Below are 20749 nucleotides of genomic sequence, written 5' to 3' on the forward strand. Positions count from 1 at the left end.
CCCCCGACCCCTCCCCTCAAGGGGGAGGGGAGCAGTGCCCAACCCATTGATCCGGCGCAGAAATAAAAACTTATCCCCGCAGCTTGAGAGTATCCCATACTCACCTCACCGCCGCACCTTGGGCGAGGATGCATACGAGCTTCCGGTGTGGTGGGTCCGGGTCGCATGGGGGTCGCTCCAGGCGAGGTCCAAACCGTCACCCGACCGGATGCCGGCCGGCATCGTACCGGTGAAAGCCGGAAGGGAGGCTTCCCTGGCGGACAAGCGGGCGGATTAAGCCAAAAATCCCGGATGCATGCGGCGAGGCCTGCCTCGCTATTTAAATCTGCATGAGGCAATCCTCGCCGCATGCCGCTCTACCCACCAACCGCAGGCCGCAGGCCGGGCGGGGTCTCGGCGCGCCTATTCATTCTTCCGCCGCGCGCTGCTTGCGGCTTGCCAGCACCGCGGCGGAGGCGGCCAGGCGGTGGGCGGTGGAGAAGAATTCGCGGTGGATCAGGATGCCGATGGTGATGAGGCAGGCAACGATCGAGAGCCATTCGGCGGCGAACCAGGCGACGGTCGCCACGGCGAAATAATAGGCGCGGATGCCCGAGTTGAAGTTCTGCGCGCCGAGCGAGTTCAGCCTTGCCACCGCCTCGATCTCTTCCTCGCTCGGGCGCGTCTCTTGGTCGAGGGCGCCGAGCATGATGCAGAAATGGTTGAACTGGCGCAGCGACAGCGTGAACGAGAAGAAGGCGAGGACGAACATGGCCAGCATCACGATGAGATGCACCACCACGTCGTGGACCGCATAGACGCGGTCGAGCGAGATCGCCTCGAGCGCGCTCATCAGCGAGGGCAACTGCCCGAAGACGGCGAACACGGCCAGCGTCAGCAGCGCCGAGGTCGAGGCCATGAACGAGACCGAGCTCATGATGTTGCCGGAAAGGATGGCATCGAACGGGGATTCGCGCCGCGCCGCGTTCGCCACCCACCGGCGCCGTTCCATGCTCATGATGACCGACAGCGACGGCCGATACCGCTCGACGAGCGGTATGGCGAGATTGTAGGCGAAGTAGCAGATCAGCGGAAAGAGCGTCGCCAGAAGCGTCATTCGTGAATCCCCGAACCAGTCCTGGGGGCATCATATCCGCGTCGTGCCAAAAGGCGACTGCCGCGGCTCTCCTCAGATCGGGCGGGGATAGCGCCGGTGGATGGCGGCGATCCCGGCCATGACCTCATCGGAGAGCGTAAGGTCACGCGCGCCGATGTCCGTCTTCAGCTGCGTGAGGCTCGTTGCGCCGAGGATCACCGAGGTCACGAACGGACGCGTCAGGCAGAAGGCGATGGCCATCTGTGCCGGATCGAGCCCGTGCTCCCTTGCAAGCTCGACGTATTCGGCTACCACCGGCATCGAATGCTCGTTCATGCGCCACATGCCCTTCTGGAATTCGGCGCGGCTGCCGGCCGGGATGCCGTTCGCGTACTTGCCGGTCAGGAGCCCGGCGGCGAGCGGCGAATAGGCGAGGAGCCCGACATTCTCGTGGTGGCTCAATTCGGCCAGGTCGAGATCGAACTGGCGGCGGATGAGGTTGTATTCGTTCTGCACCGAGACCAGCCGCGGCAGCCCGTGCTTCTCGGCAAGGCGCAGCCACTGGGCGATGCCCCAGGTCGTCTCGTTGGAAACGCCGATATGGCGGATCTTGCCGGCCTCGACCATGCGCTGCAGGGCTTCCAGCATGTCGCCGAGATTGGCGAGGACATCGGCGGTGTCCTGCGTGTGCGGGGCGTAGGTCCAGCCGTTGTCGAAGCCGTAGTGCCCGCGCGAGGGCCAGTGGATCTGGTAGAGATCGATGTAGTCGGTCCTGAGGCGCTTCAGGCTCCCCTCGACCGCCTCGCGAATCGCGGCGCCGTCGGCCCGCGCTCCATTGCGGATGTGGTTGCCGCCGCCGGCGATCTTGCTGGCGAGGATCCACTTGTCGCGCTTGCCCGTACGCGCGAACCAGGTGCCGATGATCTCCTCGGTGCGCCCCGACGTCTGCGGACTGGCGGGCACCGCATAGGACTCGGCGGTGTCCATGAAGTTGAGGCCGGCCTCCAGTGCATGGTCGATCTGCGCATGGCCTTCGGCCTCGCTGTTCTGGCTGCCCCAGGTCATGGTGCCGAGGCAGAGTTGCGTGACCATGAGGTCGGTGCGGCCAAGCCGGTTCAGTTTCATAAGTTCAAGTCCCCGCAAGCGAATTCGGCGCCGCACCGTAAGGGTGGCGGCCCGTCCGCACAAGGCGGCAAAGCGCATTTGCCGGGAGTGTCAAAAAACCGTCGCATGTGGCAGAAAGGGGGTTGAGCTATCCGCTGCGAGCCCCTATATACCGCTCACGTCGCGGCCCACTGAGGCCGCCAGTGACGGCCTTCCCAGGCATCGCAGTCACATTTGGCGCGGGGTGGAGCAGCCCGGTAGCTCGTCAGGCTCATAACCTGAAGGTCGCAGGTTCAAATCCTGCCCCCGCAACCAATTCTTCCGAAATGTCAGTGCATTGACGCGGATCGACCGATCCGCGGCCGAAGGCTCGTCCGCTCGCGCGGCGGGCCTTTATGCTTTTCTTATGCGCCCGGCCGTCCTTCCGCATGGAAACCTTACGCGCAGCGGCACTATTGGGGAGCCTCCATCAATGGAGGCATCCATGCTCGATATCGTCTTCATAGCGGTCGCTGCGGCCGCATTCGTCTGTCTCTTCATATACGCCCGCGGCCTGTCGCGGCTCTGAGGCAGCCATGCTCGTCATCGCATTTCTCGTCGCGCTCGCCGTCGCCGGATATCTGCTGGCGACCCTCGTCTTTCCCGAGCGCTTCTGACCCTTTCCCGGAGACCTTCCCATGACCTGGCAAGGCTGGTTGCAGATCGGCCTCGTTCTGCTCGCCGTCGCCGTCGTCGCCAAGCCGCTGGGCCTCTACATGGCCCGCGTGTTTGCCGGCGAGGGTACCTTTCTCTCGCCCGTCCTGCGCCCCATCGAACGGGGCTTCTATCGACTTGCGGGCGTCGATCCGAAAGCCGAGCAGGGCTGGCTCGGCTATACGTTCGGGGTGCTGACCTTCAGCTTCGTCGGCGTGCTGCTGCTCTACGCGCTCCTGCGCCTGCAGGGGATTCTCCCGCTCAACCCGCAAGGGTTCGAAGGCGTGCCGCCGGACCTGGCGTTCAACACCGCCGCCAGCTTCGTCACCAACACCAATTGGCAGTCCTATGGCGGCGAGACGACGATGAGCCATTTCAGCCAGATGGCGGGACTGACCGTGCAGAACTTCGTCTCGGCTGCGACCGGCATCGCCATCGCCGTCGCGGTCAGCCGGGCGTTCGTGCGCTCGGGCGCCGAGGCCATCGGCAATTTCTGGGTCGATCTCACCCGCGCAACGCTCTACGTGCTGCTGCCGGCCGCCATCGTCGTGGCCCTGCTTTTCGTGGCGCTGGGCCTGCCGCAGACGCTCGCCGCATCTGCCGGCGCGACGACGCTCGAGGGGGCGAGCCAGACCATCGCCATGGGACCGATGGCGAGCCAGGAGGCGATCAAGCAGCTCGGCACCAATGGCGGCGGCTTCATGAACGTCAATGCCGCGCATCCGTTCGAGAATCCCAACGCCTTCTCCAACTATCTCGGCATCTTCTCGATGCTGGTGATCTCGTCGGGCGTCTTCTACGCCTTCGGCCAGATCGTCGGCAGCCGCCGGCAGGCCTGGGCGCTGCTCGCCGCCGTCGGCATCCTGCTGGTCGTCGGGACCGGCGCGATCTACTGGGCCGAAACCTTCGGCAATCCGATCCATCTCGCCGCCGGGGTCGATCCGGCGCTGGGCAACATGGAGGGCAAGGAGGTCCGCTTCGGCCAGGCGATGACCGCGCTCTATGCCGCCGTGACCACCGGCCTTTCCAATGGCGGCGTCAACGCCATGCATTCCTCGCTCACTCCCCTCGGCGGCCTGGTGCCGCTCTTTCTCATGCAGCTCGGCGAAGTGCTGCCGGGCGGCGTCGGCTCGGGGCTCTACGGCATGGTGGTCTTTGCCATCCTCGCCGTGTTCGTCGCCGGCCTGATGGTCGGGCGCACGCCCGAGCTCCTCGGCAAGAAGATCGAGGCGCGCGAGATGAAGCTCGCCATGCTCGCCATCCTCATCCTGCCGCTCGCCATCCTTGGCTTCTCGGCGGCAGCTGCGGTGATCCCGGCGGGGCTCGCGGGCCTTGCCAATGCCGGACCGCATGGCCTCAGCGAGATCCTCTATGCCTATACCTCGGCCGCCGCCAACAACGGCTCGGCCTTCGCGGGCCTCTCGGCGAACTCGCCCTGGTACAACACGACGCTGGGGCTGGCGATGCTCGCCGGACGCTTCGCCTACATCGTGCCGGTGCTGGCGATCGCCGGATCGCTGGTGAAAAAGCAGAAGGTGCCCGCCTCGGCCGGCACCTTCCCGACGGACGGGCCGCTGTTCGTAGGCCTGCTCATCGGCATCATCCTCATCATGGGCGGCCTGCAGTTCTTCCCCGCGCTCGCCCTCGGTCCGATCCTCGAGCACGTGCTGATGCTCGCGGGCCAAACGTTCTGAGTTCAGGAGACGCATTCCATGTCATCCAAAGCCGCAACCCCGTCAGTATTCGATCCGGCGATCCTCGGTCCGGCGCTGCGCGACGCGCTCGTCAAGCTCGACCCGCGCCAGCTGATGCGCAACCCGGTGATCTTCGTCACCGAAATCGTCGCGCTCCTCGTCACCGCGCTCTGGGCGCAGGAGATGCTGACCGGCATCGGCGCCCCGGCCTTTTCCGGCCAGATCGCCGCCTGGCTCTGGTTCACTGTGCTCTTTGCCAACTTCGCCGAAGCCGTCGCCGAGGGGCGCGGCAAGGCGCAGGCGGAGAGCCTGAAGCGCGGGCGCACGGACCTCTTCGCGAAAAAGCTGCTGTTTCCCGAGCGGGACGGCGAGCGCGCGAGCGAAGTGATCCCCGCCACCGCCCTCAAGGTCGGCGACGTGGTGCTGGTCGAAGCGGGCGACATCATCCCCGGCGACGGCGAGGTCATCGCCGGCATCGCCTCAGTCAACGAAAGCGCCATCACCGGCGAATCGGCGCCGGTCATCCGCGAGAGCGGCGGCGACCGCTCGGCCGTGACCGGCGGCACGCAGGTCATCTCCGACTGGCTGAAGGTGAGGATCACCACGCGTCCGGGCGAAAGCTTCGTTGATCGCATGATCGCGCTCATCGAGGGCGCCAAGCGGCAGAAGACCCCCAACGAGATCGCGCTCTCGATCCTGCTCTCGGGGCTGACGCTCGTCTTCCTCATCGCGGTGGTGACGCTCTACGGACTCGCGCTCTATTCGGGCACGGACCTCTCCGTCGCGGTGCTGGCGGCGTTGCTTGTCACCTTGATCCCGACGACCATTGGCGGGCTCCTCTCGGCCATCGGCATCGCCGGCATGGACAGGCTCATCGGCTTCAATGTCGTTGCGACTTCCGGGCGCGCCGTTGAAGCGGCGGGCGACGTCGATACGCTCCTCCTCGACAAGACCGGCACCATCACCTTCGGCAACCGCATGGCCAGCGAATTCGTGCCCGTCGAGGGCGTCAGTGAGCAGGAACTCGCGCAGGCGGTGCTGCTCGCGAGCCTTGCCGACGAGACGGCCGAAGGGCGCTCGATCGTCGCGCTCGCCAAGTCCGACTACGGCCTTGCCGAGCCGGCGGCGGGCAGCGGCCGTCCGATCGCCTTTTCTGCCCAGACCCGCATCTCGGGCATCGACATCGACGGGCGCGAGATCCGCAAGGGCGCGGTCGATGCGGTGCTGCGCTTCGTCGGCATCGACAAGCGCGAGGCGCCCGCCGAGTTCAACGCGGCGGTCGACGAGATCGCGCGCAGCGGCGGCACGCCGCTCGCCGTCGCCGAGGGCAGGTGGCTCCTCGGCGTCATCCACTTGAAGGATATCGTCAAGCCGGGCATCAAGGAGCGCTTCGCGGCGTTGCGGGCCATGGGCATCAAGACGGTTATGGTCACCGGCGACAATCCCGTCACCGCCGCCGCCATCGCTTCGGAGGCGGGTGTCGACGACTTCCTCGCCGAAGCCACCCCTGAGCAGAAGCTCGACTACATCCGGCGCGAGCAGCAGGGCGGACGGCTGATCGCCATGTGCGGCGACGGCACCAATGACGCGCCGGCCCTGGCGCAGGCGGATGTCGGGGTCGCCATGCAGTCGGGCACGCAGGCGGCGCGCGAGGCCGGCAACATGGTCGACCTCGATTCCAGCCCCACCAAGCTCATCGAGATCGTCGAGATCGGCAAGCAGATCCTGATGACGCGCGGGTCGCTGACGACGTTCTCGATCGCCAACGACGTCGCCAAGTACTTCGCCATCATCCCGGCGCTGTTCGTTTCGACGTACCCGCAGCTCGGCGCCCTCAACATCATGGGCCTCGCCTCGCCGCAGTCGGCGATCCTCTCGGCGGTGATCTTCAACGCGCTCATCATCGTCGCGCTGATCCCGCTGGCCTTGAAGGGCGTCAAATACCGGCCGGTGGGCGCTGCGGCACTGCTGCGGCGCAACCTCCTCGTCTACGGCCTCGGCGGCATCATCGCGCCCTTCATCGGCATCAAGGTCGTCGACCTCGCCGTCAATGCCATCGGCCTCATCTAAGGAGTTTCGAGATGCTTACCCAACTTCGTCCGGCCCTCGTGCTCTTCGTCGGGTTCACCCTGGTGACCGGACTTGCCTACCCCCTCGCAATCACCGGGATCGCCCAGGGCGCCTTCCCAGTGCAGGCCAATGGCAGCCTTGTCGAGCGCGAGGGGACCATCGTCGGCTCGGCGCTGATCGGCCAGGCCTTCACCGGCGAGGGCTATTTCCATGCGCGCCCCTCGGCGGTCGACTACGACGCCTCGGCGTCGGGCGGCAGCAATCTCGGGGCGACTTCGCAGGCGCTTGCCGCGGATGTTGGGGCCCGGCGCGAGGCGCTGGGGCTTGGCGATACGCCGGCGCCTGCCGATGCCGTCACGGCCTCCGCCTCCGGGCTCGACCCGCACATCTCGCCCGCCAATGCGGCAGCGCAGGTCGAGCGGGTGGCGGCAGCGCGCGGGCTGCCGGCCGATCAAGTTGCTGCGCTCGTCGCCGGGCAAACCGAAAATCCAGTCCTCGGAATATTCGGCGAGCCGACCGTCAACGTGCTAAAGCTCAACATCGCACTTGATGAGCTCGCACCCGACAACGGCTAGAACCAATCGACTTTCAGTTGATGCTGGCCTACAAATGCCAGCTTTCTGCGCTTCCGGTGCTCACGTACCATCAAAGGTACGCTCCGCTCCGGTTCTCGAAAACCGTCATTTTCGGCTCAGCCTGACCTGAATGTCGATAGGTTCCAGATGAGCGATACCAACGCCGACATCCGCCCCGATCCCCGGGCATTCCTCAAGCTTGCCGCAGGCGAAGGCCGCGGCAAGCTTACGGTTTTCCTGGGCGCGGCGCCCGGCGTCGGCAAGACCTACGCCATGCTCGCGCGCGCCCAGCAGCGCAAGGTCGAGGGCACCGACATCGTCATCGGCCTCGTCGAGACGCATGGCCGCCCCGAAACCGCCCGGCTGATGGAGGGTCTCGAGGTGCTGCCGCGCCGCAAGGGCGAGCGCTCGGGCACCACCTATGACGAGTTCGACCTCGACGCGGCGTTACAGCGCAAACCCGCGATCATCATCGTCGACGAGCTTGCCCACAGCAACGATGCGGCCGCGCGCCACCCCAAGCGCTACCAGGACATCGCCGAGCTCATAGCGGCCGGCATCGATGTCTGGACCGCGCTCAACGTCCAGCACCTCGAAAGCCAGTCGGACCTCGTTTCGCGCATCGCGGGCGTCCCGGTGCGCGAGACGGTGCCGGACGTGGTGCTGAAGAACGCCGACGAGGTGGTGCTGGTCGACCTGCCGCCGGCCGAGCTCATCCAGCGGTTGAAGGAAGGCAAGGTGTACCTGCCCGACAATGCCGGGCGGGCGGTGGAGGGCTTCTTCCGACCGGAGAACCTGACGGCGCTGCGCGAGCTGGCGCTGCGCCGCACCGCCGACCGGGTGGACGACCAGATGGCCGATATCTGGCGCCAGCAGGCGGTGGAAGGCCCCTGGATCACCAGCGAGCGGCTGCTGGTCTGCGTCGGGCCCGACCCGCTCTCCGAGAAGGTCGTGCGTACGGCGAGCCGCATGGCGCTGGGGCTCAATGCGCGCTGGATGGTGCTCTCGCTCTCGCGCAGCGCCGACCCCATTCCCGATGCCGACAAGGCGGCGCGGCTGGAAGCAACCCTCGTCCTCGCCGAACGGCTCGGGGCCGAGGTGCGGCGGGTGGTGGCCGACGATTTCGTCGCCGAAATCCTCAAGATCGCGCGGCGCGAGAACATCACGCAGATCGTCGTCGGGCGGATGAGGGCCGGGCTCCTGACCCGCCTCACCCGCCGGTCGCTGCCCGATGCGCTCATCGCCTCGGCCGAAGGCATTGGCATCCACCTGGTGCCGGAGGCCGAGCGGCCCTCGGCGAGTAGCTTGACGCCTCGGCGCAGGAGCCTGCCCGAATGGCTGGCGACCTTCGGCCTGCCGGCGGCAACGGTCGGGGCGATCACGCTTCTGGGGCTCGGCATCTCGCAGCTCCTCGCCCTGCAGAACCTCTCGATCCTCTACCTGCTTTCGGTGCTGGTCTGCGCCATCCTCGTCGGACGGGCGGCGGCGCTGCTTGCTGCGGTGTTCTCCTTCCTCACCTACAATTTCTTCTTCATCGAGCCGACCGGCACCTTCACCATCGCCAAGCCGCACGAGGTGCTGACGCTCGTCATCTTCGCGTGCGTGGCGCTCGTTACCGGCACGCTCGCCTCGCGCCTTCGCGACCAGGTGGAACGCGCCCGCCAGGCCGTGCGCAACACGCAGGCGCTCTACGATTTCTCGCGCAGGCTTTCGGCTGCCTATGGGCTCGAGAACGTGCTGACCGCAACAGCGGCGCAGCTCCACGCGATGCTGGGCAAGGGCGCAGTGCTGCTGACGCCGGGGGAGACGGGCACTCTCGAGCTGCAGGTCGCCTGGCCGCCCGACCAGGCGCTCGACGACACGGCCATGACGGCGGCCCGCTGGGCGCACGACAAGCGCGAACCCGCCGGCTTCATGACCGGCACGCTGCCGGCCGTGCCCTACCTCTTCCTGCCCATACGCTCGGACCAGCGCATCGCCGGCGTCGTCGGCCTCTCGCGCGACATGGCACAGGGCCCCCTCTCGCCCGACGAGGACCGGCAGGTCTCGGCGGTACTGGAGCAGGCGGCGCTCGCCATCGACCGGGCGCGGCTGGTGCGCGAGAACGCCAAGGTCGCGGTGGCGAAGGAGGGCGAGAAGCTGCAGACCGCGCTCCTCTCCTCGCTTTCGCATGATCTGCGCACGCCGCTCGCCTCCATTACCGGCGCGGTGACGAGCCTGCGCCAGCTCGGCGAGAAGATGAGCGTCGAGACACGGGCCGATCTCCTCACGTCCATCGAGGAGGAGACGGGGCGGCTGACCCGGTTCGTCGGCAACCTTTTCGACATGACCCGGATCGAATCCGGCATGATCAAGCCGAGGCGCGAGCCCGTGGAGCTGGAACCGTTGATCGGGGAGGTGATCGCGCGGGCAGGCAAGCTCGACCCGGCGCTTAAGGTTGAGACCAGCATCGCCGAGGCGATGCCGCCGGCGCTGGCCGATGCGCAGCTCCTGGAGCAGGTGCTGTTCAACCTCCTCGACAACGCGCGCAAATATGCCGGCACCGCCGAGCCGGTCGCCGTCTATGTGCGGCGCGAAGAGGACATGGCGGTGATCAGCGTCACCGACCAGGGGCGCGGCATTCCCGAAGACGAGATCGAAGCGGTCTTCGAGAAGTTCCACCGCCGGGCGCGCGGCGACGGCCGGCCCGCCGGCACCGGGCTCGGGCTTTCCATCGCGCGCGGGTTCGTCACCGCCATGGGCGGCACGATCAAGGCCGAGAGCCCGGCGGTGCGCAAGCGCGGCACGCGCTTCGTCGTGCGCTTGCCGCTGGCCCTGGAGGGAACCGCGTGAAACAGGCGCGCATCCTCGTCGTCGACGACGAGCCGCAGATCCAGCGGTTTTTGAAGCCCGCGCTCGAAGCCGTGGATTATGGCGTGCTGCAGGCGGCGACCGCTGCCGAGGCCCGGCACGCCATCGCCACCCAATCGCCGGACGTGGTGGTGCTGGACCTCGGCCTGCCCGACGGGGACGGCAAGGACGTAATCGCGGCGGTGCGCGCCTTCTCGCAGGTGCCGATCATCGTGCTCTCGGCCCGCGACCGGGAGAGCGAAAAGATCGAAGCGCTCGACCTCGGCGCCGACGATTATGTCGAAAAGCCCTTCGGCATCGGCGAGCTCCTCGCCCGCATCCGCACGGCGCTGCGCCACACAGACGGCGCCGCGCCGCTGCCGGAACGGTTCGAGTTCGGCGCGCTTTCGATCGACACACCGGCGCGGCGGGTAACTCGGGGCGACGAGGCGCTGCACCTGACGCGCAAGGAGTACGACCTCCTACTGCTCCTCGCCCAGAACGCCGGGCGGGTGATGACGCACAAGCAGCTCTTGACCCGCATCTGGGGGCCGGCGCATGGCGAGGACGTGCAGTACCTGCGCGTGCTCGTCGGGCAGTTGCGGGCCAAGGTCGAGGCGGAACCGGATGCGCCGCGGCTCATCGAGAACGAGCCGGGAGTGGGTTACAGGCTGAATTCGGGCTAGGTTTGCCGGCTTGATAGCACTCGCCGGCTCTCACCCACCGGCTGTCATCCCGGCGAAGGCCGGGACCCAACCCTGACGTGATCCACGAGCACGGAGAGAGCGGCAGTGTTCTTCCTGCTCTGTTCACACACCTTGCGGCTGTAGCCGCATCTCAGGATGGGCCCCGGCTTCCGCCGGGGTGACAGCCGGTGGGTGGGGGAAGCTCTGGGTGGTTCACACAATGCCCGCTCACCTCAATGGAAATTGCGACCCTTGGGCAGGACGCGCACGTTGCGCGGGTGGCGCCAGAGGCTCGGTTGCTCGACCGGCGGCCGGGCCCGCCCCGGCGCGCTTTCCATGGCGCGCAGCAGTTGCGGAGTGAGATCGTAGAGGCGCTTGGCGACGACGTGGGTGACATTGTCGGCCTTCTGCACCACGCCTTCGATAGCCACCATGCGCGCGCCCATGACGATCTTGCGGTGCTGGTTGAAGACCGTGTTCCACAGTACCGCGTTGGCGATGCCGGTCTCGTCCTCGAGCGTCATGAAGACGACGCCGCTCGCGGTACCGGGGCGCTGGCGGACCAGCACGAGCCCGGCGACGGTCACCAGCCGCCCGTTCGCCGCCGCCTCGACCTCGCGGGTGCGCAGGACCCCGCGCGGCGTGAGCTTGTCGCGCAGGAACGCGACGGGGTGGCCCTTCAAGGAAAGGCGCAGCGTCTCGTAATCCTGGTGCACGTGCTCGCCGGCAAGGAGCGCGGGCAGCTCCACCGCCTCTTCGCTCTCCGGCAGGAGCGTCGAGACCCCCGCATCCTCGTGGAGGAAGAGCGGCAGGCTCTCCTCGCTCGCCTTCTGGCCGAGGTAGCCGGAAAGGCCGCGGATCTCCCAGAGGGCCATGCGCCGGTCGAGCCCGAAGGAACGGTAGGCATCGGCGTGGGCGAGGCGCTCGAGGACGGAAACTTCGAGCCGGGTGCGCTCGTAGAGGTCGTGCATGTCGGCAAAGCCGGCGCCACGGGCCGCCACGAGCCGCTGTGCCGCCTCCTCGCGCAGGCCATCGACTTGGCGCAGACCCAGTCGCAGGGCGAAGGCGTTGCCGCCCTCGTGGGTCGTGGCCTTTGGATCATCGAGCGGCTCGAGGGTGTGGTCCCACTCGGAGTGGTTGATGTCGATCGGCAGCACCACCCCGCCATGGTCGCGGAAATCGCGCACGATCGAGGCGGAGGAATAAAAGCCCATGGGCTGCGAGTTCAGGAGCGCACAGGCGAAGGCATCCGGATAGTGGCATTTGAGCCAGGCCGAGGCGTAGGCGAGAAGGGCGAAGCTCGCCGAATGGCTTTCGGGGAAACCGTAGTTGGAGAAGCCTTTGATCTGCTCGAAGCAGCGCTGCACAAAATCAGGCGAGTAGTTATTTTTAAGCATGCCCTGAACAAAGTCTTCCTTGAATTCCTCGACGGTGCCGTAGTTGCGGAATGAGGCCATTGCTCGCCGCAGGCGGTCGGCCTTTTCGGCTGAGAAACCCGCTCCGATCATGGCAATCTTCATTGCCTGCTCTTGGAAAAGGGGCACGCCCAATGTCTTTCTGAGCACCGGCTCGAGTTTGGGCGGATAGACGATTTTGTCCGGGTCTTTCCTCCGCTGCAGATAGGGATGCACCATATTGCCCTGTATGGGGCCGGGCCGCACGATGGCAATCTCGATCACCAGATCATAGAAGTTCTTCGGCTTGAGGCGCGGCAACATGGACATCTGCGCGCGACTCTCGATCTGGAAGACGCCGATGGTGTCTGCCTTCTGAATCATTGCATAAGTAGGTCCGTCCTCGCGCTGGACATCCGCGAGTTCCAGATTCTTCCCATAATGGCTCCGCAGCAGATCAAAGGATTTCTGCAGACAAGTCAGCATGCCGAGCGCCAGCACGTCGACCTTGAGGAGGCCGAGCGCGTCGAGATCGTCCTTATCCCATTCAACGAAGGTGCGATCGTCCATCGCCGCGTTGCCGATGGGCACGACCTCCTCCAACGGCTCTTGAGTGATGACGAAGCCGCCGACGTGCTGGGAGAGATGGCGAGGGAACTCAATAAGTTGTCCGGCCAGTACCAGCGCCTGCAACAAGCGTGGATCGTAGGGGTCTAAGCCGGCCTTGCGGATCTCGTCCTGCGGTGGCGTTTCCGAGGACCACCCCCAGACGATGCCGGACATGGCGCGCACGATATCGGGCGAGAGGCCCATGGCCTTGCCTGCTTCATTGATGGCGCTGCGGGCGCGATAGGAGATGACGGTGGCTGCAATCCCCGCGCGGTGGCGACCATATTTCTTATAGATGTATTGGATCACCTCCTCGCGTCGCTGATGTTCGAAATCGACGTCGATGTCGGGAGGTTCCCCTCGTGCGGTAGAGATGAAGCGCTCGAAGAGAAGATCGGCTTCGGTTGGATTGACCGCAGTAATGCCAAGGCAATAGCAGACGACGGAATTCGCCGAGGAGCCACGTCCCTGGCAAAGAATCGGCGGTGTCTGGTTGCGAGCAAAGCGCACGATATCCTCTACGGTGAGGAAATAGGGTGCGTATTCGAGTTCGGCGATAAGACGCAGCTCATGGACGATCTTTTCGCTCACATCAGCCGGTACCCCATTGGGGAAGCGCCGGGCCGCGCCTTCCCAGGTCAGCCGTTCGAGCTCGGCCTGCGGGGTGGCGCTCTGGCCCGTCGGCTCGTCGGGATAGTGGGGCTTCAGCTCATCAAGCGAGAAGGTACAATCTTCAACGATTTCCATGGTGCGCGCGAGCGCATCCTCGTAGCCGGAGAGCAGGCGGGCCATCTCGGACGGCTCCTTGAGATGCCGCTCGGCGTTGCGCTCGAGGCGGAAGCCGGCTTCGTCGATGGTGACGTGCTCGCGGATGCAGGTGAGGAGGTCCTGCAAGGGGCGGCGGCCGCGATCGTGGTAGAGGGCGTCATTGGTGGCGAGGAGCGGCGTGCCGTGCTCTTGGGCGAGCGCGGCCAGCGCATCGAAGCGGGCGCGGTCGTTGCTGCGGTGGTAGGGCGTGAGGGCCAGGTACGTCTCGCCGGGGAAAACCTCGGCGAAGCGGGCGAGCTTGGCCCGGAACTGTGCGTCGAGATCGTAGGGCGGCATGACGACGAAGCGCTGGCCGCGTTCGAGGCCGGAGAGGTCCTCGAAATCGAGATGACACTCGCCCTTGTCGGCGCGGCGGTTGCCGAGCGTCAGGAGCTTCGTCAGCCGCCCGTAGGCCTCGCGGTCGGTGGGAAAGCAGAGCGCCTCGAACCCATCGCGCAAGACCAGGGGCGCGCCGACGACGAGGCGGATGCCGTACTTTTTTGCCGCCACATGGGCGCGCACGATGCCGGCCATGGTGTTGCGGTCGGCGATGGCGATGGCGGCAAGCTCGAGGTGCTCCGCCATGCCGACGAATTCGTGCGGATGCGAGCCGCCGTGGAGGAAGCTGAAATTGCTGGTGACGCCGAGCTCGGCAAAGGCGGGCGCGCTGGTATCACTCATGGGAAGACCCCGTGGATGAACCAGCTGGGCGTCCCCGGCTTCTCGTAGAAGCCTTCGCGGTAGAGCCAGAAGCGGCGGCCGGCTTCGTCCTCGACACGGTAGTAGTCGCGGGTCTCGCCGGGGGCGGCGCTCCACCATTCCGGGGAGATGCGCTCGGGACCGTCGGCGCGCACGATGCGGTGGGCGAAGCGCCGCCAGGTGAAGCGCGTGGGCGGGTGGTCGGGCGTCTCGAAGATCACCTCGACCGGCTCGGGCCGGCTGAACAGCAGGATCGGGCGGGCGAGCGGGGTGTCGTCCTGCAGGTGCCGGGTATGGGCGGCCCAGTCCTGCGGTCCGATCACCGCCTCCAGCACTGAGACGGCCTTGACCGCGAGTTCGGGCACATAGCTCTGGTGCGGCACGAAGCGAGTGACGCTCATGGGACCGAAGCGGTTGGCGAAGCGGTCGAGGAGCTCGGCGATGTCGCCGGCTGTCTCGCCGGGGGCGCCTGTCGTGAGACCCTGCTGCTGCGGATCGCCTCGCTCGACGTCGAAGGCTGAGAGCGTTGCCGCCTCGAAGCCGAAGCCGGCGCGGTCCTCGATGCGCGCGAGCCGCTCGCAGATGAGGCGCGAGAGGTGCGCGGCATCGCGGCTCAAGGCGCTGGTGCGCAATTCCAGCGCCTCGAACCAGCCGTCGACCCGGTAGAGGACGAGCTCGATGCGGCGGGCGCCCTTGCCGGCCTTGTAAAGCGCCTCGGCGAGCTCGCGCGAGAGGTGCCGCACGGTCGCCTCGATGTCGGCGAGGAGAGTAATCGGCTCGGCAAAGCGGCATTCGGCGCGGTAGACGGGCGGCGGCGTCAAGGGGCCGAAGCTCTCGTCGGCATGGCCCAGCGCCTGATCGAGGCGGGTGACCAATGTCATGCCGAAGCGGGCGACAAGGGGGCCGCGCGGCTTACCGATGAGCAGGCCCACGTGCTTGAGGCCAAGCTTTTCGAGGGCAACGATGGTCGCCTCCTCGAGCCGCAGCGCTGCAACGGGGAAAGGGGCGAGCGTCTGGCTGACGGCGCCGGCCGCGATGACGGCGCGCCCATCGCGCGCATGGCGGGCGGCGCCCCAGGCGGCCCCGAGGGTCGGGGCGATGGCGAGGCGGGCCGTAAGGCCGAAGCATTCGAGGCGCGTGGCAAGATCGTCCATCAGCCCCTCCTCGCCGCCCAAGAGATGGGCGCAGCCGGTAATGTCGAGGCTGATGCCGTCCTCTCCTTCGATGCGGGTGAAGGGGCTGTAGCGCTGGCACCAGAGGGCGAGGCGGGTCAGCGCCTCGACGTCGCCGGGGCTGTCGGCGGGGAAGACGTCAAGGGCGGGATAGATGGCGCGTGCATCGGTGACCGGCATGCCGGCAAAGAGGCCCTGGCGCTCGGCCGCCGGGTTGGTCGCGGTGATGCGCGCGCCGCTCTGGGCGTTGTCCGAGAGCACCAATGGCCGGCCTTCGTCAGGCGGCAGCGGATTGCCCATCTGCACGGCGATCGACCCGGACCGGCGCTCGATCGCCCAGCGGGGCAGCCACACGGAAAGATAGCGTTTCATGGTTCCACTCGACCGGCCACGCGCCGGTCACTCCTTTACGCGTCTTGGTCAGTTCCACCTGCCAGCGCGGCGCGCCGAGCCCCGGCCGGTATTGGCCGGTGCGCCAGGCGGGGCTGCTCGGCTCCGCCGCGATCCGCCAGCGCATGTCGGCGGCGGTGGAAAGCCCGAGATCGGGCCTTGTGCCGACGACGAAGGCGGTGGCGCCGTGGCGGGCGGCGCGCATGGAGAGGCGCCGGCTGGCGATGAAATCGTAGGCGCGGTCGTTCTCGGGCAGGATCCCGATGGCCGCGGCGACCGCGGGGTGCGACAGGGCCTCCTCCAGCGCCCAGAGCACGTTGACGGGCTTATCGACCTTGAGGTGCACCAGCCGGTTGGGGTCGATGCCGTAGGCGGCAAGACCGACGGGGTAGAGGCTGCCGGTCACGGGGGCGACGAAGGACGGCAATATCCAGAGGATGTGCCCCGGCCGCGCCGCGAGGATGCGGGCGAGCGCTCCAAGCCCGAAGCCGAGGGCGGCGGGCAGGTCCGCGTGGGACGCCGGAAACAGCTCGTGCAGCGCGCCGGTCGCAAGCCCTCCTTCCGGCAGCGCATCGTCGATGCCGGCGGCGCCCGTCGGGGCGCTGGGCCAGGCCTGCGGGCTGGACCGCTCCTTTTCGGCAATCCGGGCGCGCAGCGCCGCGAGGTTTTCTCGGCCAAACATGGCTAGCCACCCTGATGATCCTGATGGAAGGGGGCAGCTATCGCAGCCGGCGGAGGCGCTTCTATCGATGAATCGGCCGATGGGCACATCAGCCGCAGCGGACAGGGAGCGCATCTGGGCCGGCCATGGACGCAGAGCGTCTTGCCCAGGTCCTGCATCAGGACATGATGCGTCTCGGTGTCGTCGGCCGTCCAATGGTCGGGGATCTGCAGGTTGAGGAGGCGCGACGCGCGTTCGAGGCTGGCTTTCCCCGGAACGAGGCCGAAGCGCACGGCGACCCGGTGATGGGCGGTATCGACGCAGAGCACGCGCTTGTGCAGGGTGCTGAAATTGAGGACCGCGGCGCTGGTCTTGGCGCCGACGCCGGGCAGGGTCTCGAGCCAGTCCTGCGCCATCCCGACGGAACGACGCCCCAGGAATTCGAGGTCGAGCTCGTGGCGACGCCGCATGATGGTCTGCAGTGCCCCCGGCACATAGATCGCCTTCTTCTCGGGAAAGGTGGTCAAGGCAATGCGCCGCTGCAGGTCGCCGGCGCGCATGCGCGCCAGCGGCTCCCATGAGGGGAAGCTGTTGGCCAGACCCTCGAACGCGGTCCTCGCGATCTCGTCGCGCGTGCGACCCGAGAGCATGGCGAAGACCATCTGGCTCACCGGGTCCATCCGCTGAGTCTGCGCGACCGGCCCGAAGGCTGCCGACAGCAGCTCATGGGCGCGTGCGAGCCTGTTCTCGATGGCTAAGGGCAGCGTCAGTTGCATGATGCCCTTATCTAAGAACAAAAAGAGAACATGAGCAACCGGATTCCGCATCCGCGCGGCAGAATCCGGCTATGTCCTTGATTCAAAAGCCGAGGATTTCCAGGGCTTTCAGGAATCTCCGTTGTGCCAGGGCATAGTTCCACTTGACCTTCCAGTAGTGGGAAGGATTAGCCTCGTGGTTTCGATCAAAGGAGTTTCGGCAGTGTCCGAAGAATCGCATCACAGCCATCACGACCACGCCGCCGGCGCCTCCGCCCAGGCGACCTCGCTCAACCGCCTCGCCGTCAGCGCGACGCTGCATTGCCTGACGGGCTGTGCCATCGGCGAGGTGCTGGGCATGGTCATCGGCACGGCGCTCGGCTGGGGCAATGTCGAGACCATCGCGCTTGCCGTCGTCCTCGCCTTCATCTTCGGCTATTCGCTGACCATGCTGCCGCTGCTGCGCTCCGGCATGGCGCTGCGCCGGGCGGTCGGGCTGGCGCTCGCGGCCGACACGGTCTCCATCACCATCATGGAAATCGTCGACAACCTCGTCATGGTGCTCATCCCCGGCGCCATGCATGCCGGTCTCGACACCTTCCTCTTCTGGGGCAGCCTCACGTTCGCGCTGATTGTTGCCGGCATCGCGGCCTTTCCGGTCAACCGCTGGCTCATCGCACGCGGACGCGGGCACGCGGTCGTCCATGCCCATCACGGCCACCATTGATCCATCACGGAAAATTCTGCGGCAAGTCCCTTGAGAATGACGGAAAGGACTTATATGTGTGACCCTCTTGCAGTGGGCTGAAGCTCGTGGGGGCGCCGCTGCAATTCGCTCTCCGGCAACACGAATTTCGACGAGGTTCGATAGCAAAGATTGACGATAGAGACGCCTTATTATCTTGTCGACAAGACGGTACTTCTTAAAAATCTCGAGAAAATATCGTATTTGCGTCAAAGGTCGGGCGTCAAATGCCTGCTTGCGCTCAAATGCTTTGCCACGTGGTCGGTGTTCGACTTGATGGCCGAGCACATGGATGGCACCACGTCGTCTTCGCTTTTCGAAATCAAACTCGGCCGCGAGAAGTTCGGCGGCGAGACCCACGCCTATTCGGTGGCCTTCGGCGACGAAGAGATCGGCGAGGTCGTCGCCAACGCCGACAAGGTGATCTTCAACTCGCTCGGCCAGCTCGACCGCTTCCATGACCGCGTCGGCAGCAAGCCCGTCGGGCTGCGCCTCAATCCGCAGGTCAGCTACTCCAACTTCATCGTCGCCGACCCGGCCCGGCCGCACAGCCGGCTCGGCGAATGGGACATGGCACGCATCGAACAGGCGCTCGATCGCGTTTCGGGTGTCATGATCCATTGCCACTGCGAGAACGGCGACTTCGAAGCGTTCTCGGCGATCCTCGCCGAGATCGAAGAGAAGTTCGGTGCCGTGCTCGAAAGGCTCGAATGGGTCAGCCTCGGCGGCGGCATCCACTTCACCGGCGAGGGCTATCCGCTCGATGCGCTCGCCGACCGGCTCAAGGGCTTTGCCGAGCGTTTCGGGGTCGAGGTTTACCTGGAGCCGGGTGAAGCGGCCATCACCAATTCGACGACGCTCGAGGTCACGGTGCTCGATACGCTGCGCAACGGCAAGGACATCGCCATCGTCGATTCCTCGATCGAAGCGCACATGCTCGATCTGCTGATCTACCGCCTTGATGCGAAGGTGGCGCCCAACACGGGCGCCCACAGCTACATGATCGCCGGCAAGTCGTGCCTGGCCGGCGACATCTTCGGAGAGTTCCAGTTCGAACGGCCCCTCAACGTGGGCGACCGCATCTCCATCCAGGATGCGGGCGGCTACACCATGGTCAAGAAGAACTGGTTCAACGGCGTCCAGATGCCCTCGATCGCAGTGAGGGAACTGGACGGTCGGGTGAACCTCGTCAAGCGGTTCACCTACACGGACTATGCCGAAAGCCTCTCGTGAGGCGGGCTGGTCTAGCGTAGCCACTGCCGGAAGCCGCTCAGGCGCCGGTGCCGATTGGGGCGTGATCGAAGAGCCGACTGGGCGTCGTGCTGAATCGCGCAATGAAAAGGTGTTTCGTGAGAAGTGAAAAAGAATGTCCTGATTATCGGGGCTGGAGGTGTGGCGCAGGTCGTCGCCCATAAGGCCGCCATGAACAACGACGTGCTGGGCGATATCCACATCGCCTCCCGCAACGTCGACAAGTGCCATGCGATCGTAAAGAGCGTCCTCGAGAAACGATCGCTGAAAACGCCCGGCGTGCTGCAGGCCCATGAGCTGAATGCGCTGGACGTGGAAGCCACCAAGGCTCTCATCACCCGCACGCGGGCGGGGATCGTCATCAATGTCGGATCGGCCTTCCTCAACATGTCGGTGCTCGCCGCCTGCATGGAGACGGGCGCTGCCTACATCGACACGGCGATCCACGAGGATCCCAAGAAGATCTGCGAGGCGCCGCCGTGGTACGGCAACTACGAATGGAAGCACCGCGCCGAATGCGAGAGGCGCGGGGTGACGGCCATTCTGGGTGCGGGGTTCGATCCGGGCGTCGTCAACGCCTATGCGGCCCTCGCGCAGGACCAGTACTTCGATACGATCGACTCGATCGACATCATCGACGTGAACGCCGGCTCGCATGGCCGGTACTTCGCGACGAACTTCGATCCCGAGATCAACTTCCGCGAGTTCACCGGCCAGGTGTGGACCTGGCAGGACAGGCGGTGGACCGCCAACACCATGTTCGAGGTCAAGCGCACCGACGACCTGCCGGTCGTCGGCCAGCAGACCACCTACCTGACCGGCCATGACGAGATCCACTCGCTCTCGGCCAATCTCGACGTGCCCAACATCCGCTTCTGGATGGGGTTCGGCGAGCACTACATCAACGTCTTCACGGTCCTGAAGAATCTCGGCCTGCTCTCCGAGCAGCCGGTCAGGACCGCCGAGGGCGTTGAGGTGGTGCCGCTGAAGGTCGTCAAGGCAGTGCTGCCGGATCCGGCTTCGCTCGCCCCCGGCTACACGGGCAAGACCTGCATCGGCAATCTGGTCAAGGGGCAGAAGGACGGGGAGGACCGCGAGGTCTTCATCTACAACATCTGCGACCACGCCGAAAACTATGCCGAAGTCGAAGCCCAAGCGATCTCCTATACGGCGGGCGTGCCGCCGGTCGCCGCGGCGATGCTGATCGCCCGGGGCGAGTGGGACGCCAAGCGCATGGTCAATGTCGAGGAGCTGCCTCCGCGGCCCTTCCTCGACCTCATCGGCGCCATGGGCCTGCCGACACGCATCCGCGATGCGCAGGGCGACCGGGACCTCTCCTTCACCGACGAGGAGGTTCCGAGCCTCGCCCGTCGGGTGGCAGGCGGCCGCTAGGCTCACCGCAGCACTTTCGACGGCCCGGCATTAGCCGGGCCGTTTTTCTTTGTGGGTCTCTTCGGGATTTTGAAGGGGAGCTGGCCCCGTGGGCTCCCCTCCCCCTTGAGGGGAGGGGCTGGCCCTTTTACCCCTCTTCACCTGCCCG

15 protein-coding genes and 1 tRNA gene are annotated in these 20749 nt (G+C 66.2%); 10 read left to right on the plus strand and 6 right to left on the minus strand.

Annotated features, from left to right (window positions below; genetic code table 11):
- Positions 1 to 406: 406 nt before the first annotated feature.
- Together VE25_RS03020 and VE25_RS03025 are read right to left on the minus strand one after the other, a co-directional pair.
- A complete protein-coding gene (locus VE25_RS03020) occupies positions 407 to 1096 on the minus strand; it encodes a DUF599 domain-containing protein (RefSeq protein ID WP_046107115.1) in 690 nt (229 codons plus the stop codon).
- Positions 1097 to 1168: 72 nt separating this feature from the next.
- Positions 1169 to 2200: an aldo/keto reductase gene (locus tag VE25_RS03025; protein WP_046107116.1), complete on the minus strand. Its 1032-nt coding sequence runs from the start codon at positions 2198 to 2200 to the stop codon at positions 1169 to 1171.
- Between the two features lie 217 nt (positions 2201 to 2417).
- On the opposite strand from VE25_RS03025, the gene VE25_RS03030 reads away from it, so the two are divergent.
- The 7 genes from VE25_RS03030 (at position 2418) to VE25_RS03055 (ending at position 10726) form a co-directional block, all read left to right on the plus strand.
- Positions 2418 to 2494: transfer RNA gene (locus VE25_RS03030), tRNA-Met, on the plus strand.
- A gap of 260 nt (positions 2495 to 2754) precedes the next feature.
- A complete protein-coding gene (locus tag VE25_RS23670) occupies positions 2755 to 2835 on the plus strand; it encodes a potassium-transporting ATPase subunit F (protein ID WP_083988689.1) in 81 nt (26 codons plus the stop codon).
- A 21-nt stretch (positions 2836 to 2856) separates the two neighbouring features.
- The gene (kdpA, locus tag VE25_RS03035) at positions 2857 to 4566 is read left to right on the plus strand and encodes a potassium-transporting ATPase subunit KdpA (protein WP_046107117.1); all 1710 of its coding nucleotides are present in this window, start codon (positions 2857 to 2859) and stop codon (positions 4564 to 4566) included.
- 18 nt (positions 4567 to 4584) lie between these two features.
- Entirely contained in the window at positions 4585 to 6636 is a 2052-nt protein-coding gene (gene kdpB, locus VE25_RS03040) for a potassium-transporting ATPase subunit KdpB (protein ID WP_046107118.1), read from the plus strand.
- Positions 6637 to 6647: 11 nt separating this feature from the next.
- Positions 6648 to 7211 (plus strand): potassium-transporting ATPase subunit KdpC, encoded by a 564-nt coding sequence (kdpC, locus tag VE25_RS03045; protein WP_046107119.1) that lies wholly within the window; start codon positions 6648 to 6650, stop codon positions 7209 to 7211.
- A 147-nt stretch (positions 7212 to 7358) separates the two neighbouring features.
- Positions 7359 to 10043, plus strand: a complete 2685-nt coding sequence (locus tag VE25_RS03050; protein WP_046107120.1) for a DUF4118 domain-containing protein — start codon at positions 7359 to 7361, stop codon at positions 10041 to 10043.
- Complete coding sequence (locus tag VE25_RS03055) at positions 10040 to 10726, plus strand: response regulator (protein ID WP_046107121.1); 687 nt, start codon at positions 10040 to 10042, stop codon at positions 10724 to 10726. Before VE25_RS03050 ends, VE25_RS03055 begins: the two co-directional genes overlap by 4 nt.
- A gap of 233 nt (positions 10727 to 10959) precedes the next feature.
- Here VE25_RS03055 and VE25_RS03060 read toward each other — a convergent pair whose 3' ends face one another.
- The 4 genes from VE25_RS03060 to VE25_RS03075 are packed head-to-tail and all read right to left on the minus strand — an operon-like array spanning position 10960 to position 17234.
- On the minus strand, positions 10960 to 14217 hold the full coding sequence (locus VE25_RS03060; RefSeq protein ID WP_046107122.1) for an error-prone DNA polymerase: 3258 nt from the start codon (positions 14215 to 14217) through the stop codon (positions 10960 to 10962).
- Entirely contained in the window at positions 14214 to 15779 is a 1566-nt protein-coding gene (locus VE25_RS03065) for a Y-family DNA polymerase (protein ID WP_046107123.1), read from the minus strand. Before VE25_RS03065 ends, VE25_RS03060 begins: the two co-directional genes overlap by 4 nt.
- On the minus strand, positions 15685 to 16479 hold the full coding sequence (locus VE25_RS03070) for an ImuA family protein (RefSeq protein WP_046107124.1): 795 nt from the start codon (positions 16477 to 16479) through the stop codon (positions 15685 to 15687). The genes VE25_RS03065 and VE25_RS03070 overlap by 95 nt, the downstream gene beginning before the upstream one ends.
- Positions 16480 to 16481: 2 nt before the next feature.
- Positions 16482 to 17234 carry an endonuclease III domain-containing protein gene (locus VE25_RS03075; RefSeq protein ID WP_160299943.1) on the minus strand — a complete coding sequence of 251 codons (753 nt, stop codon included), beginning with the start codon at positions 17232 to 17234 and terminating at the stop codon, positions 16482 to 16484.
- A gap of 202 nt (positions 17235 to 17436) precedes the next feature.
- On the opposite strand from VE25_RS03075, the gene VE25_RS03080 reads away from it, so the two are divergent.
- The 3 genes from VE25_RS03080 (at position 17437) to VE25_RS03090 (ending at position 20601) form a co-directional block, all read left to right on the plus strand.
- Positions 17437 to 17940, plus strand: a complete 504-nt coding sequence (locus VE25_RS03080; protein WP_046107125.1) for a DUF4396 domain-containing protein — start codon at positions 17437 to 17439, stop codon at positions 17938 to 17940.
- Between the two features lie 156 nt (positions 17941 to 18096).
- A complete protein-coding gene (gene nspC, locus VE25_RS03085) occupies positions 18097 to 19191 on the plus strand; it encodes a carboxynorspermidine decarboxylase (protein ID WP_046107128.1) in 1095 nt (364 codons plus the stop codon).
- Positions 19192 to 19314: 123 nt separating this feature from the next.
- A complete protein-coding gene (locus VE25_RS03090; RefSeq protein WP_046107126.1) occupies positions 19315 to 20601 on the plus strand; it encodes a saccharopine dehydrogenase family protein in 1287 nt (428 codons plus the stop codon).
- Positions 20602 to 20749: the final 148 nt, after the last annotated feature.

The sequence above is a fragment of the Devosia geojensis genome (genome assembly GCF_000969415.1).
Classification (GTDB): Bacteria; Pseudomonadota; Alphaproteobacteria; order Rhizobiales; family Devosiaceae; genus Devosia; species Devosia geojensis.

Excerpts from the sequence above, each read along its gene's own strand:
- VE25_RS03020 (WP_046107115.1), bottom strand. The coding sequence starts at position 1,096 with ATGACGCTTCTGGCGACGCTCTTTCCGCTGATCTGCTACTTCGCCTAC.
- VE25_RS03025 (WP_046107116.1), bottom strand. The coding sequence starts at position 2,200 with ATGAAACTGAACCGGCTTGGCCGCACCGACCTCATGGTCACGCAACTC.
- VE25_RS23670 (WP_083988689.1), top strand. The coding sequence starts at position 2,755 with ATGCTCGTCATCGCATTTCTCGTCGCGCTCGCCGTCGCCGGATATCTG.
- kdpA (WP_046107117.1), top strand. The coding sequence starts at position 2,857 with ATGACCTGGCAAGGCTGGTTGCAGATCGGCCTCGTTCTGCTCGCCGTC.
- kdpB (WP_046107118.1), top strand. The coding sequence starts at position 4,585 with ATGTCATCCAAAGCCGCAACCCCGTCAGTATTCGATCCGGCGATCCTC.
- kdpC (WP_046107119.1), top strand. The coding sequence starts at position 6,648 with ATGCTTACCCAACTTCGTCCGGCCCTCGTGCTCTTCGTCGGGTTCACC.
- VE25_RS03050 (WP_046107120.1), top strand. The coding sequence starts at position 7,359 with ATGAGCGATACCAACGCCGACATCCGCCCCGATCCCCGGGCATTCCTC.
- VE25_RS03060 (WP_046107122.1), bottom strand. The coding sequence starts at position 14,217 with ATGAGTGATACCAGCGCGCCCGCCTTTGCCGAGCTCGGCGTCACCAGC.
- VE25_RS03065 (WP_046107123.1), bottom strand. The coding sequence starts at position 15,779 with ATGAAACGCTATCTTTCCGTGTGGCTGCCCCGCTGGGCGATCGAGCGC.
- VE25_RS03070 (WP_046107124.1), bottom strand. The coding sequence starts at position 16,479 with ATGTTTGGCCGAGAAAACCTCGCGGCGCTGCGCGCCCGGATTGCCGAA.
- VE25_RS03075 (WP_160299943.1), bottom strand. The coding sequence starts at position 17,234 with ATGCAACTGACGCTGCCCTTAGCCATCGAGAACAGGCTCGCACGCGCC.